Here is a 12,846-nt window from a genome sequence, read left to right as displayed (position 1 = left end):
CAGGACGGCGAACCGTCCGGCCTCCGCCGGGCGGTCTTTTTTTGTCCGCCGGTCCCGGCCCGAAGTCGGGTCCTGTGAAACCTTTCCGCCCGAGGCCCCGTAAGCGGCCACGCAATCCCGAGCACAGCGCGATCACGGGATGCCTGACGGAAGGAAACACAGATGCTCAACGCTCTCAGCGGCCGGCGCGCGGCCCGGGCCGTCGCCTTCGCTCTCGCCCTCGGTCTGGGCGCCACCGGCGCGGCTCAGGCCAAGAACCCGATGGTCGGCGGCGCGCCGATGTACGCCAGCAAGACGATCGTCGAGAACGCGGTCAACTCCAAGGACCACACCACGCTGGTCGCCGCCGTGAAGGCCGCCGGCCTCGTCGAGACGCTGAGTGGCCCCGGCCCGTTCACGGTGTTCGCGCCCACCAACGCCGCCTTCGCCAAGCTGCCGCCGGGCACCGTCGAGAGCCTCGTGCAGCCGCAGAACAAGCCGACCCTGACCAAGATCCTGACCTACCACGTGGTCCCGGGCGTCTACACCGCCAAGGACCTGATGGCGCTCGTCAAGAAGGGCGGCGGCCAGGGCCAGCTCACCACCGTCGAGGGCGAGCCGCTCGCCGTGGCGGTGCAGGGCAAGAAGGTCCTGATCACCGACGTGAAGGGCGGCACCGCCACGGTGACGATCCCGAACGTGATGCAGTCGAACGGCGTGATCCACGTGGTCAACGCCGTGCTGACGCCCTGATCCAGAGGCCACGCGCCGCGGTGCCGTCCCGGCGCCGCGGTTCCTACTCGGCGATCAGCGTGCCGGTATAGACCACTGGCCCCGTGGGCTGGCCGCTCGGCGAGCCGCCCGGGGGCTCCACCGAGACCGCCAGAACCCCGTCCGGCGCGGCGCCCTGCGGCAGGCTCACCCGGCTCGCGCCAGCCCCGATGAGGCCGAGCGGCTTCGGCCCCTCGGCGCCGACATACCACAATTGCAGGCTCCGGCCCGCGGGCGCCTCGGCCCCGACCGGCCGGACCTGGGCGGTGCCGGTGCGGGTGTCGACGCGCACGATCAGGGCCGGGAGCGCGCCGCCGCCCTGGACCACCGCAAGGTAGCGGCCGCCCTCCGGTTCCGGCCGCTGCCCGACCGCGACGAACAGCGCCAGCCCCGCCGCCAGCAGCCCGGCCCCCGCGGTGGCGATCCGCCAGCGTCGGACCTGCCGGCGCAGATGGGCGAGGGGATCGTGCGACCCGCCGGACCCGGCCGCCAGCGCCCGCAGCAGTGCCGCCCGCACCCGCGGCGGCGGCGCCACCGGCGGGATCGCGGCGAGCAGCGGCGACAGCCGCCGCTCCCAAGCCCGCACCCGGCCGGCAAGGGCGGCATCGGTGGCGAGGGCGCGCGCCATCGCGTCCCGCTCCCCCGGGTCGAGGGTGCCGAGCACGTACTCGGCCGCGCGCAGGTCGGGATCCGAAGCGGGATCCGAAGTCGGGTCTTCGGGGCCGCCGCTCACGAGACCGCCTCCAGGCAGGTCTTCAGGGAGGCGAGCGCCCGATGCAGCCAGGTCTTGATCGTGTTGACCGGCCGCTCGTAGCGCTGGGCCAGTTCCTCCCGGGAATGACCCTCGCAATAGGCCAGCATCACGCAATCCCGGTGCGCCGGCTCCAGCCGACCCAGGCAGGCCGCGAGGGCGTCCCGGTCCAGGAACGCCGCGGCGTCGTCATGCGGGTCCATCAGCCGCGCCACCCAATCCTCGCCGTCGTCCCGCACCGGCCCCTGAACCTCCACCGATCCCTTCCGGCGCAGGCCGTCGATCGCCCGGTTCCGGGCGATCGTGCACAGCCAGGCGAGCGGGCGTCCGGCCTCGGGGTCGTAGCTCCCGGCCGCCTGCCAGATCCGCAGATACGCGTCTTGAAGGATATCCTCGGCGAGCGACCGGTCGCGCTGGATACGCAGGATCACGCCGAAGAGTTTCGGGCTGGTCAGATCGTAGAGTTCGGCCAAAGCCGCCGCCTCGCCGCGCCCGATCTCGAACAGCAACCGCCGCAGCCGGGCCTCGTCGGCGCCGGGAAGACCCGGCGGCACCCGGTCCGGGGTCGCCCCCGCGGCAAAAATCGGTCCGGCCAAGATCCGTTCCCGCACCCGCGCGCCCGTTCCCCTGCCGGCCGCGTTTCCGTAAGATAGGTCTAAGGGCCCCCGCGCGTCCTGTCACATCGCCGGCCCCGCACAGGATCGTCGACGGGCCGTCGGCGCGCACGATCCGCGCGCGGCGCCGCGCCACGGGTGTCGCAGGCCGCGCGGACCGCCTATCTAAGTCCGATTTCGCGCGTCCGGTGGCGCCGGCGCAGGGGCGAACCAGCCGAAGGAATCTCATGGCGACGCAGGGCGAGTGGAAGATCCCGGCGCAGGCCCAGCCCAGGCCGGCGGATTACGGCTACGATCTCGATCGGGCGCTCTCGTCGGTGCTCGCCCTGTCGGCGCGGGTGCCGGAGAGCGCCTTCACGGCCGAGACCCTCGGCACCGAGCGCGCCGGCAACGGCGTGGTGATCCGGGAGGACGGGCTGGTGCTGACGGTCGGCTACCTGGTCACGGAGGCCGAGAGCGTCTGGCTGACCACCCGGGAGGGCCGTTCGGTGCAGGGCCACGTGCTCGGCTTCGATGCCGCCACCGGCTTCGGCCTGGTCCAGGCGCTGGGCGAACTCGGGGTCCCGGCCCTGCCCATCGGCCGCTCGGCCGGGCTGAAGACCGGCGACCGGGCGGTGGTGGCGGGAGCGGGCGGACGCCAGCGCTGCGTCGCCGTCGAGGTCGTCGCCCGGCAGGAATTCGCCGGGTACTGGGAGTATGTCCTCGACGAGGCGCTGTTCACCGCCCCGGCCCACCCGCATTGGGGCGGCACCGCGCTGATCGGTGCGCAGGGCGAGCTGCTCGGCATCGGCTCGCTGCAATTGCAGCAGGGCGGCAGCAGCAGTGCGCGCCCGATCAACATGGTGGTGCCGATCGACCTGCTGCCGCCGATCCTCGACGACCTGGCCACGCGCGGGCGCGCCAACCGGCCGCCGCGGCCCTGGCTCGGCCTCTACGCCACCGAGAGCGAGGAGGGCATCGTGGTGATGGGGCTCGCCGATGGCGGCCCGGCCGAGACCGGCGGCCTGCGCAGCGGCGACGTGATCGAGGCGGTGGCCGGCGAGCCGGTCCCGGACCTCGCCGCCCTGTTCCGCAGCATCTGGGCGCTCGGCGAGGCGGGTGTGCGCGTCCCGCTCACCGTGCGCCGCGACGGCCGCGGCGTGAAGCTCGCCCTGGTCTCGGCGGACCGGGAGCGGTTCCTGCGCACGCCCTCGCTGCACTGACGGGCGCCCGCGAAACCGTCGCCGCCGCGGCCGCGTTTCTCGGATGCCGACGCGAGCCTGCACGGGATACAACCTCAGGCTCAGGGTCGGTTCAGGCGACGGGGCCGACTCTCTCTCGACCGGCACCGATCCGCCGGACGCTTCGAGGAGATCTGTCATGGCGATTCTGAGCGCACCGCGCGCGAAGGCACTCGTTATGGCCGCCGCGATCGCCGGCGGCCTCGGGCTCGCGGGCTCCGCCCAGGCGGCGGGGGGCTGCGGCCCGGGCTTCCACCCGAATCCCTGGGGCATCTGCCGCCCGAACTGGGGTCCCCGGCCCTACTGGCGCCGGCCGGTCTATTACGGCGGCTACGGCTATGCCCGGCCGCGGCCGTTCTACCGACCCTATGACCGGCCCTACGGCTTCTACGGCCCGCGCCCGTTCTACTGAGCGACCGGGCTCGACCGCACTGCGAAGGGCGCCCCGCCGGCCGGTGGGGCGCCCTTCGCGCGTTCAGGCCGGGTCTCACCATGCGCACAAAGAATGACCAGCTGGGAAGGTTGCCGGTTTCTTAAGCCGACCATGCGGCCCGTGCAGACCAGATCCTTGACCTTTTGACTCCTGCTGCGCCGCGGCAGGTTTATATGTGCATTGCACCAACAAGAGGCAGCGATGCGCAACGGCGCGCCATCCCCTGCCTGAACAGAGGTCAATGAACTCCATGTCCGCCGCTCGTAGCGTCCTGAGTCGCGTCCGCGCCTATCTCCGGTACCGCGACACCGTCTCCCAGCTCTCCCGCCTCTCGGATCGCGACCTTGCCGATCTCGGCATCAACCGCAGCGAGATCCACGGCATCGCCCGCGTCTGATCTCCTCGACCCATCGCGATTTCATTCAAAGGACCGCCGCCCGTTGATCCGGGCGACGGTCCTTCGCTATTCTGGGATATGACACAGACCCTTCACATCATCGGCGGCGGGCTGGCGGGCTCCGAGGCGGCCTGGCAGGTGGCCGAGGCCGGCCATCGCGCCGTGATCCACGAGATGCGCCCTGTGCGCGGCACCGAGGCCCACCAGACCGACGGCCTGGCCGAACTCGTCTGCTCGAACTCGTTCCGGTCGGACGACCCTGAGAGCAACGCCGTCGGCCTGCTGCACCAGGAGATGCGCGCCTTAAGCTCGCTGATCATGCGGGCCGCCGACGCCAACCAGGTGCCGGCGGGCGGCGCCCTCGCGGTGGACCGCGAGGGTTTTTCCGCCACGGTGACCCGGACCCTGGAGCAGCACCCCAACGTCACGATCGTGCGCGGCGAAGTCGAGGGCCTGCCCCCCGAGGAATGGGGGCCCTGCATCGTCGCCACCGGCCCGCTGACCGCCCCGGCGCTGGCCGAGGGCATCCGGGCCCTCACCGGCGCCGAGTCCCTCGCCTTCTTCGACGCCATCGCGCCGATCGTCCATCGCGACTCGATCGACATGGACGTGGCGTGGTTCCAGTCCCGCTACGACAAGCCCGGCCCCGGCGGCACGGGGGCCGACTATCTCAACTGCCCGATGGACCGGGCGCAGTACGACGCCTTCGTGGCCGCCCTCGTGGCGGGCGAGAAGATCGGGTTCAAGCAATGGGAGGGCACGCCGTATTTCGACGGCTGCCTGCCGATCGAGGTGATGGCCGAGCGCGGCCCCGAGACCCTGCGGCACGGCCCGATGAAGCCCGTGGGCCTCACCAACCCGCGCGACCCGCAGGTTAAAGCCTGCGCGATCGTGCAGCTGCGCCAGGACAACGCGCTGGGCACCCTCTACAACATGGTCGGCTTCCAGACGAAGCTGACCTATGCCGAGCAGGTCCGGATCTTCCGCACGATTCCGGGCCTGGAGCGGGCCGAGTTCGCGCGGCTCGGCGGCCTGCACCGCAACACCTATCTCGACAGCCCGCGGCTGCTGGACGCCACCCTCCGGCTGAAGGCCCGGCCCGCCTTGCGCTTCGCCGGCCAGATCACCGGCTGCGAGGGCTATGTCGAGAGCGCCGCGGTCGGGCTGATGGCCGGCCGTTTTTCCGTGGCCGAGGCGGCGGGCCGGCCGCTCGCTCCCCTGCCCCAGACCACGGCGCTGGGTGCCCTCATCGCGCACATCACCGGCGGTCACGTCGCGGCCGACGGCGAGGCCAACGCCCCGCGCTCGTTCCAGCCGATGAACGTCAATTTCGGCCTGTTCCCGCCCCTGGCCCAGGCCCCCCGCAACGAGACCGGCCGCCGCCTGCGCGGCCCGGAAAAGGCCGTGCTGAAGCGGCGGGCGCTCACCGACCGCGCTCGGATTGATCTCGGTGCCTGGATGGCCGGCGACCCCGTGGCGGATTGGCGGCTGGCGGCGGCAGAGTAGTACGCGATCGGTGCGGCAACAGGGCAGGCTGCGGGCGGTCACATTCGACCCGCGTCTCAGAACGATCGACTGTGCTCATGCGGTATCGCTGACGGATACGACCAAGGATGCGCGGACGTCACGATAATTCCATAATGACGAGATTCCTCATGACGGGGTTGAATTTGCGAAGTGTGACGAAACGATCGTCTGGGGCGTATTCTGAATGTGTGACCAAAGTTTTTCAAATATCATTTATTATAAAATAAAATTTATTAAGAAAATAATCAAACGTTCTCAGACGAAGATCGTCGAACTGGCGATATACCAGTTCGTTCAGGCGCTATTTTACGCTGAAGAATCGCCGGTCTGTTAAATTCAAGATCTTGGCTTGCGTGAGCCGAAGTTTTTAACGGCAAGTTTGACGTGCGTTGACATGGCCGGCAGAAAAAGACGATACATCGTAATGCGTTCGGCCATTCCGGATGAGCAAATACTCCTGTTCAACATCGGGCGTCGATAGATAATTAATTTAATGTCATGATGTTTACAAGACAATGCTTCATTGTGTTTGTTAATATTATCGACGAGTCGTGGACAATATTTTCATTGAATCTTCGCAATATAAGTGCTGCAAAGTTTTACGGTTTGGATCCGAAATGATCTCAAAGAAAATTCCAGTCGGCGTGATTATACCGTCCCGACTGGAGCAGATCGGTCCCAATGACTATTTTCTGGAACGCGCAATTGCGAGCGCCTTGGCTCAGACGATCGTTGCAGAGGGGCGAGTCTCGCTGACCTTCATCATCGGAATCGATGCAGGTGCGAGCGTCCCTCCCCGACTCGCGGAGCGGAGCGACGTCGTCTGGGCTCGAAGTGATACATCCTCGCAGGTCGGCGCCCTGAATGCCGGAATTGATGCCGCGGGAGACCGCTTCGACTACATTGCGTTCCTCGAAGACGACGATCGTTGGGATTCACAATACCTGGCCTTTAGCCTGGGTGTCCTAGATGGATGCGGCTTTGTCTCGACGACTCAGCTCGAGGTCGACGAGCATGGCCAAATCGTCCGCATCAACGATTTTCCGACTCCGTCGGGCTGGATGATGCCATTCGACACCCTCCGGCGGGTCGGACGCTTCGATCCGGCCATGCGCTGGCATCTCGACAATGAGTGGCTCGGCCGACTGGGCGAAAGCGGCATCAAGCGCTGCCATCTCGTCGATGCGATGGCGCCGAATAGCCTCGCGCTGGCGGAACAGGTGCGCCCTTGGCTTGCCAATGTCGTGCGCTTTGGGGGGGACAAGATAGAAGTTCAGCGGCACACGATGTTGGCTCCGCTGGTCATCCGCTTGGTGCATTCCCGCTCCGGCACAGCCCGGATCGCAGTCGATCCGGTTCTTAAGCAACAGAGTGAGGCAGAATACACGATGCTCATCGAGCGGTACGGCCGCATCCCCTGGTGAGACAGCCCCAAGCAAGGTTCTGGTCCGATGAGGTGAGAGCCCAGAAATATTGAGCGGGCTCCTCAGAGGGACTTCGAGCCGTGGCCGAACCGCTTCATGTCGCAATTGATGCGCGTGCCTCTCTTGGAGCGGCCGGCGGCGTGGCCGAAGTCACACGCGGTCTGGTAACACATCTTCATCATCTCTCAGCGGATGACTTTCGCTTCTCTCTTATTGTGAACGCGGAGGCAGGTGGCGACCTACGTGCCATCATGCCGGACCATTGCGCTCTGCTGCCGCTGGACATTGCCTCCCAGCCGGTGCGCGAGCGCGAGTTCAGGCTGGCCGGCACGCCGTTGGCCAAGCGGAAGTTCAATTTTCAGGATGAGAGCACGAAACTCCGGATACGATTTCACGACGCAACGGGGCCGCTCCGAGCCGCAGGCGTGGCCGTGGTGCACGCAGTGTCACAATTCGCGATCGATGCCGACCTGCCGTTCCTCTACCATCCGCACGATCTCCAGCATCTTCACCTACCACAGTTCTTCTCCGAAGAAGATCTTGAGCAACGCGAGGTGATATATCAGTACTTTTGCGCTGCGGCGACGATCGTTCCCGTGGCCTCACGCTGGATTGCCGAGGATATCCAGCGGCAGTACGGCGTGCCAGTCGAAAAGATGCCCATCATTCCGTTCGCGCCGCCTGCCGCCGATCGAGCGCCGCCGACACCGATCGAAGTGCGGACGATCTGCGATCGTTTGCAACTCCAGCCAGGCGGATTCCTACTCTATCCGGCGGCCGGCTGGGAGCACAAGAACCACATCCGCTTGGTGGAGGCTGCTGCGTTGCTGCGCGCTCAAGGCTTCGAGGCGCCCCTTATAGTCTTTACTGGGGCGTTCACACCATTTTCGCTGCGCGTGCTCGAGCGAGCAGCAGAACTGAATGTGACCGATTGCATTCGGTGGGCCGGTTACATTGCCCAACGTGATCTAGTGTTGCTCTATCATCTTGCGCGCGGCGTCCTTGTGCCGACGAAGTTCGAGGCCGCCAGCGCTCCGATCTGGGAAGCCTTTACGATCGGTTGCCCTGTGGCCTGCTCCAACGTCACGTCGCTTCCGTCGCAGACGGCAGGCGGCGCGCTTCTGTTCGATCCCGACAGCGGCGGCGATATAGCCAGCGCAATCTTCAAGCTATGGTCGGATGCGCCGCTGCGTAACCAACTTGCCGCCCGCGGGCGGGATGTCGTTGCACGGCACACTTGGGAGTCGGTGGCACGCCGGTTTGGCATTCTCTACCGCAAAGCCGCCGGTCGGCCGCTGAGCGAGGCGGATGAGACATTGCTCGCCACGGGGCCGACTGTCTGACCATGACGCCCCGCCCCCTCCTCCCCGTGGCTGCCCCGAGCCTTGCCGGGAACGAGCGCGCCTACGTGCTCGAATGCCTCGACAGCACCTGGATCTCGTCCAACGGACGCTACCTCGATGCCTTCGAGGCTGCTTTCGCCCGTTTCTGTGGTGTTTCTCACGCAGTAGCGGTCAACAACGGTACCGCCGCACTCCACTTGGCTCTTACGGCCCTCGGCATCGGTCCTGGCGACGAGGTGATCGTGCCGGATCTTACCTACATCGCATCGGTGAACGCGGTGACCTATTGCGGCGCCAAACCGGTCTTCGTCGATTCCGAGCCGGAGACCCTTAACGTCGATCCGGATCAAATCGCAGCCCGGATCACTTCGCGCACCAGAGCCATCCTGCCAGTCCATCTCTACGGCCACCCAGCCGACATGGACCCGATCCTAGATCTCGCCGAACGCCATAATCTCATCGTGGTCGAAGATGCAGCAGAGGCGCATGGGGCGAGCTATCGAGGGCGCCCGGTCGGATCGCTGGGAGCCTGTGCCGCCTTCAGCTTCTACGGGAACAAGATTATCACCACCGGCGAGGGAGGCATGGTGGTGACGGACGACGCAGCGCTAGCTGCCCGCCTGCGCCTCTATCGCGGTCAGGGCGTTGATCCGCAGCGCCGCTACATTCATCCGGTGGTGGGCTTCAACTACCGGATGACGAACATCGCCGCTGCGATCGGTCTTGCCCAATTGGAACGGGTCGAAGAAATCCTCACGGCGCGGCGGCAAATCGCTACCTGGTACGCGGAGCGCCTCGCCGGAATCAACGGCCTGCGCTTGCTGGGTGCGGAATCCTGGGCGGTGCCAGTACCTTGGCTCATCACCGTGTTGCTGACCGAGGGAGCCGCTCGCGAGCGGGATGCCGTGATGGCCGCGCTTCTGGCCGAGGGAATTGATAGCCGGCCGGTCTTCCACCCGATGCATGACCAGCCGCCTTATTATGAGAATATTCGCTATCCGGTTGCTGAAACTTGGTCGGCCCGCGGGCTCAACCTGCCGACCTTCGAAGCCCTGACCCAGGCCGATGTCACTGCCGTCTGCGCGGCCCTGCGGCGTGCGCTGACTGAACTTGGAGCACCATAATTCAGCGCACCATGTTAGCCGTGAAGCACCATAGAGAGGATTTATGACCTGTGGGCTTGTCTTGTGCGGTGGGGGCAGTCTTGCTGTCGAGGTCGCTACCTTCCTGTTGGACCTCAATATCGAAAAGAGTGGACGCAAACTCCAAGTCACAGACGTGGTTTCCCCCGGGCCGATGCGAGCCCCGGACCTTACGGCTGTCTGCGGAGGTTCATTTACTGTTCACGCGGATATTGCATCCGTCTCAGACAAAGAGGCGAAGCAGTTCATTATCTGCACGGGCGACCCAACAATCCGACACAAAGTGTATGCTGAGATTGTCCGCTTGGGCCTTACTCTGGCGCGCATTGTCCACCCGATGGCCTACATCGCTCGTTCGGCGATGATCGGAGACGGCGCGATCATCTATCCAGGGGTTTTCGTTGGCCCCTATGCGCAAGTAGGCGCAAACGTGCTGCTGAACGCGCAAGGGGTAATTGGTCACGATGCCCGGCTCGACGCGTCCGTCGTCTTATCACCAGGCGCGCGACTATGCGGACACGCGGTATGTGGGACGGCCGCATTCCTAGGTACGGGCGCCTCGATCCTGCCGAAAGTAAGCTTAGGGGCCTACAGCAAGCTCTCGGCCGGATCCGTTCTGAGCCGATCAGCCGGGGAGGGCTTCCTGATGCACGGCAACCCGGCGACAGGACGTCAGATTTTTCATGTCGGTATAGATAAAGCCGAATGACGCCTCAAAGTGCCGATCCAAACAGGATACCTACGGACGAACAGATTGCTCCCGTCATCCGGCATGTTCGCAACGCGATTTTAATTCAAACCCGCCAAAGCAACGCCCCCCGTTCCCGACCGTTGATCCAGATCAATGCCAGAGGGTGGCCATGCGGATCCGCAAGGAAGCGACCTATGACGGGGTGTGGACCGTGTTCGTCGGCGACGGGCTCTGCTTCAGCGATCTGAGCGGGCCGGCCGCCGACGCGCTGGTGGCGGCGTTCGCGCGGTTCGCCGACGCGGAAGCGTGAGCCTCAGGCGCCCGGGATCAGCGACTGGATCGGGATCAGGTCCGGGCGGTATTCCTGCATCCCGCCGGCGATCCGCTCTTCCACCGCGTCGAGGAATTTTTCCGGGTCGGTGATCGAGCACTGGCGCAGGTCCCAGAAGGCGTAGCGCCACCAGCGCACCGCCAGGTAGCGCTCGATCAGCGTGTCCGGAAAGCGCATCTTCACGACCCGGGCCGGGCTGCCGGCGACGATCGCGTAGGGCGGCACGTCCTTGGTCACCACCGCCATGGCGCCGATGATCGCCCCGTCGCCGATGGTGATGTCGGGCATCAGGAAGGCGCCGTGGCCGATATAGACATCGTTGCCGATGCGCACGCGCTTGGGCCACAGATAGGGGCCGCAGATCTCGTAATCCTCGGCGCGGGGATCGAGTCGGTCGAACACCGCCGAATGGTGCGTGTAGAACAGCGGCGAGGTCGAGCCGCAATGGACCGGATGGCTGCCGCGCCCGACCTGGACGCTCTCGCCGATCGAGCAGTAGCGGGCGATGTCGGCGCCGAAATAATAGCCGCTCACCGCGTACGAGAACGCCCCCATGGTGAGGCAGTAATCGATCCCCATCCACTTGATGCTGCACGGCGGCTCGAAGGTGCAGTCCTCCGGTAGGCCGAACGGGGCCGGATGCAGCACCGAGATGCCGCGCCGGAGCATCTCCTGCTTCATGTCCTCGTTGACGGAGATCATGCGGCGTCCTCGTCGAGTGGGTTTTGCGCCCCGGCCGGATTCAGGTCCAGGACGTAGTAGTCGCGCATCAGGTCGTCGTATTCGGCCGCCTGGATCGGCACCGAGAGTTCCCCGGCGGCCGAGATGTCGATCGCCAGCAGCCGGTCGTTGAAGGCGGCCGGGTCGTTGGCCAGGGCGTAGGGCAGGACGTGGCCGTTCGGGTAGGCCCGCAGCCGGTCGCCCTGGGCGCCTAGGTCGAAGGCGACTACCGGCAGGCCTGTCCGCAATCCCAGCGTCAGGGCGTAGGAGTAGGTCTCGGGCCAGATCGCCGGCAGCAGGACGAGGTCGGCGGAAGTCCGCCCAACGAGGTCGAGGGCCTCGTCGTCGCCGGTGTAGCGCCCGGTCTGGCTCACCCCGGCCCGCTCCAGGCCGCCCGTGAGCGCGGGATCGGTGTAGCCCACGATCGCGAACCGCAGCGGCAGCTTGCGGTCCTGGGCATCGGTGGCCAGCGCCTGCAGGAACAGGCCGCCCTTGGTCGCGCTGATCGCGCCGAGCACCGCGATCCGGCGCACCCGGCCCGGCCGGCGCAGGGCGGTGGAGCGCACGCTCCGGTCGTGCTCGACGTGCGGCCGTACTGTGATCGCCAGATCCGGATACACCCCGCCGATCCGCCCCGCCGTGTCGGCGGACGGCGCGAACACCCGCGCCGCCCCGGCCAGGAACCGCCCGAACGTCGCCCGGCGCTCCTCCGGGTCCGGCTCCTCGTAGCCGTCCGCGTCCGAGGCCAGGCAGTCCCGGCAAACCGGCACCGGCGCCAGGCCGCAATAGCGCCCATCCGGCATCACCAGGTGATTGCGGTGGCAGACCGGCGAGAAGTCGTGCAGCGTCCAGGCATAGGGCCGCCCCGAGCCGGATACGAGGTCCATCAGCGCGCGGGCCGCGTTCCAGCGCAGCCCCGCCAGCGAGTGCACGTGGATCAGGAGCGGCGCCAGCTGCTCCACGAACGCGGCCACCGCGTCGGCGTCGCGGGGCAGGTACAGGCTGTCCAGGCTCGGCAGGTACACGAACTCGCGGCTGCGATACGAGACGTTGACCTGGATGTTCCGGGCCCGGTCGACCGAGAGCAGCACCACGGCCGTGCCCTCGGCTTTGAGCCGGGCGATCATGTCGTCGATGTGCCGCTGGATGCCCCCGCCCCAGCTATGGGTCACGAACAGCAAAGCCCGGCCGCGGAAGTGCCGGGCGAGCCGATGCAGGTCGAGCCGCGCCCGGCCGCGCCGACCGGGATCCGCCTGGACGAACTGGCCGACCAACGCCGGGTAGTCCGGGTGCTTGGCCAGCAATGCCGCCTGACCCTGGTCGTACTCGCCGCCCGGGTCGAGCCCGAACGAGATCTGGCCGGCATGGTAGACGTACACGTCCTCGGCCAGCAGGTTGGAGAACCCGGCCTTGCGGGCGCGCATGCACCAGTCGTTCTCCTCGCCGTAGCCCTTGCCGAAGGCGATTTCGTCGAGGACCCCGACCGCGTCCAGCGCTGCGGCG

14 protein-coding genes are annotated in these 12,846 nt (G+C 66.8%); 10 read left to right on the top strand and 4 right to left on the bottom strand.

All coding sequences use genetic code 11. The annotated features are described in order from the left end of the window. Nucleotides 1–162: 162 nt before the first annotated feature. Nucleotides 163–732: a fasciclin domain-containing protein gene (locus tag MKK67_RS05780; RefSeq protein ID WP_243962740.1), complete on the top strand. Its 570-nt coding sequence runs from the start codon at nucleotides 163–165 to the stop codon at nucleotides 730–732. Nucleotides 733–775: 43 nt separating this feature from the next. Here the strand turns inward: MKK67_RS05780 and MKK67_RS05775 are convergent, their stop codons facing one another. Together MKK67_RS05775 and MKK67_RS05770 are read right to left on the bottom strand one after the other, a co-directional pair. Further along, nucleotides 776–1,483: an anti-sigma factor domain-containing protein gene (locus tag MKK67_RS05775; protein ID WP_243962739.1), complete on the bottom strand. Its 708-nt coding sequence runs from the start codon at nucleotides 1,481–1,483 to the stop codon at nucleotides 776–778. After that, nucleotides 1,480–2,055 carry a sigma-70 family RNA polymerase sigma factor gene (locus MKK67_RS05770; protein WP_409568140.1) on the bottom strand — a complete coding sequence of 192 codons (576 nt, stop codon included), beginning with the start codon at nucleotides 2,053–2,055 and terminating at the stop codon, nucleotides 1,480–1,482. Before MKK67_RS05770 ends, MKK67_RS05775 begins: the two co-directional genes overlap by 4 nt. 287 nt (nucleotides 2,056–2,342) lie before the next feature. Here MKK67_RS05770 and MKK67_RS05765 point away from each other — a divergent pair, with 287 nt between their 5' ends. The 9 genes from MKK67_RS05765 (at nucleotide 2,343) to MKK67_RS05725 (ending at nucleotide 10,602) form a co-directional block, all read left to right on the top strand. Continuing rightward, nucleotides 2,343–3,317 (top strand): S1C family serine protease, encoded by a 975-nt coding sequence (locus MKK67_RS05765; RefSeq protein ID WP_243962738.1) that lies wholly within the window; start codon nucleotides 2,343–2,345, stop codon nucleotides 3,315–3,317. A gap of 157 nt (nucleotides 3,318–3,474) precedes the next feature. Beyond that, nucleotides 3,475–3,747, top strand: coding sequence for a GCG_CRPN prefix-to-repeats domain-containing protein (locus tag MKK67_RS05760; protein WP_243962737.1), 273 nt, complete (start codon nucleotides 3,475–3,477; stop codon nucleotides 3,745–3,747). A gap of 271 nt (nucleotides 3,748–4,018) precedes the next feature. Beyond that, nucleotides 4,019–4,165: a DUF1127 domain-containing protein gene (locus tag MKK67_RS05755; RefSeq protein WP_007566967.1), complete on the top strand. Its 147-nt coding sequence runs from the start codon at nucleotides 4,019–4,021 to the stop codon at nucleotides 4,163–4,165. A 78-nt stretch (nucleotides 4,166–4,243) separates the two neighbouring features. Beyond that, nucleotides 4,244–5,671: a methylenetetrahydrofolate--tRNA-(uracil(54)-C(5))-methyltransferase (FADH(2)-oxidizing) TrmFO gene (trmFO, locus tag MKK67_RS05750; protein WP_243962735.1), complete on the top strand. Its 1,428-nt coding sequence runs from the start codon at nucleotides 4,244–4,246 to the stop codon at nucleotides 5,669–5,671. Nucleotides 5,672–6,309: 638 nt separating this feature from the next. After that, nucleotides 6,310–7,116, top strand: a complete 807-nt coding sequence (locus tag MKK67_RS05745; RefSeq protein ID WP_243962733.1) for a glycosyltransferase family A protein — start codon at nucleotides 6,310–6,312, stop codon at nucleotides 7,114–7,116. A gap of 80 nt (nucleotides 7,117–7,196) precedes the next feature. Next, nucleotides 7,197–8,459 (top strand): glycosyltransferase family 4 protein, encoded by a 1,263-nt coding sequence (locus MKK67_RS32755; protein ID WP_243962730.1) that lies wholly within the window; start codon nucleotides 7,197–7,199, stop codon nucleotides 8,457–8,459. Nucleotides 8,460–8,461: 2 nt separating this feature from the next. Beyond that, nucleotides 8,462–9,583 carry a DegT/DnrJ/EryC1/StrS family aminotransferase gene (locus tag MKK67_RS05735; protein WP_243962728.1) on the top strand — a complete coding sequence of 374 codons (1,122 nt, stop codon included), beginning with the start codon at nucleotides 8,462–8,464 and terminating at the stop codon, nucleotides 9,581–9,583. A 106-nt stretch (nucleotides 9,584–9,689) separates the two neighbouring features. Beyond that, nucleotides 9,690–10,310 carry a hypothetical protein gene (locus MKK67_RS05730; protein WP_243962726.1) on the top strand — a complete coding sequence of 207 codons (621 nt, stop codon included), beginning with the start codon at nucleotides 9,690–9,692 and terminating at the stop codon, nucleotides 10,308–10,310. 151 nt (nucleotides 10,311–10,461) lie between these two features. Continuing rightward, nucleotides 10,462–10,602, top strand: coding sequence for a hypothetical protein (locus tag MKK67_RS05725; RefSeq protein WP_243962725.1), 141 nt, complete (start codon nucleotides 10,462–10,464; stop codon nucleotides 10,600–10,602). A gap of 3 nt (nucleotides 10,603–10,605) precedes the next feature. Here the strand turns inward: MKK67_RS05725 and MKK67_RS32540 are convergent, their stop codons facing one another. Continuing rightward, a complete protein-coding gene (locus MKK67_RS32540) occupies nucleotides 10,606–11,325 on the bottom strand; it encodes a CatB-related O-acetyltransferase (protein WP_279594651.1) in 720 nt (239 codons plus the stop codon). Further along, nucleotides 11,322–12,846: glycosyltransferase (locus tag MKK67_RS05715; protein WP_243962724.1), on the bottom strand; the 1,525-nt coding region annotated here is incomplete at its 5' end. The genes MKK67_RS32540 and MKK67_RS05715, both read right to left, overlap by 4 nt.

Origin of the sequence: Methylobacterium sp. J-072, from assembly GCF_022829425.1 — a bacterium.
Taxonomy (GTDB): domain Bacteria; phylum Pseudomonadota; class Alphaproteobacteria; order Rhizobiales; family Beijerinckiaceae; genus Methylobacterium.
This window is presented reverse-complemented; position numbering and strand designations above follow the sequence as displayed.

Coding starts and splice junctions, on each gene's coding strand:
- MKK67_RS05780 (WP_243962740.1), top strand. CDS start 163: ATGCTCAACGCTCTCAGCGGCCGGCGCGCGGCCCGGGCCGTCGCCTTC.
- MKK67_RS05765 (WP_243962738.1), top strand. CDS start 2,343: ATGGCGACGCAGGGCGAGTGGAAGATCCCGGCGCAGGCCCAGCCCAGG.
- MKK67_RS05760 (WP_243962737.1), top strand. CDS start 3,475: ATGGCGATTCTGAGCGCACCGCGCGCGAAGGCACTCGTTATGGCCGCC.
- MKK67_RS05755 (WP_007566967.1), top strand. CDS start 4,019: ATGTCCGCCGCTCGTAGCGTCCTGAGTCGCGTCCGCGCCTATCTCCGG.
- trmFO (WP_243962735.1), top strand. CDS start 4,244: ATGACACAGACCCTTCACATCATCGGCGGCGGGCTGGCGGGCTCCGAG.
- MKK67_RS05745 (WP_243962733.1), top strand. CDS start 6,310: ATGATCTCAAAGAAAATTCCAGTCGGCGTGATTATACCGTCCCGACTG.
- MKK67_RS05735 (WP_243962728.1), top strand. CDS start 8,462: ATGACGCCCCGCCCCCTCCTCCCCGTGGCTGCCCCGAGCCTTGCCGGG.
- MKK67_RS05725 (WP_243962725.1), top strand. CDS start 10,462: ATGCGGATCCGCAAGGAAGCGACCTATGACGGGGTGTGGACCGTGTTC.
- MKK67_RS32540 (WP_279594651.1), bottom strand. CDS start 11,325: ATGATCTCCGTCAACGAGGACATGAAGCAGGAGATGCTCCGGCGCGGC.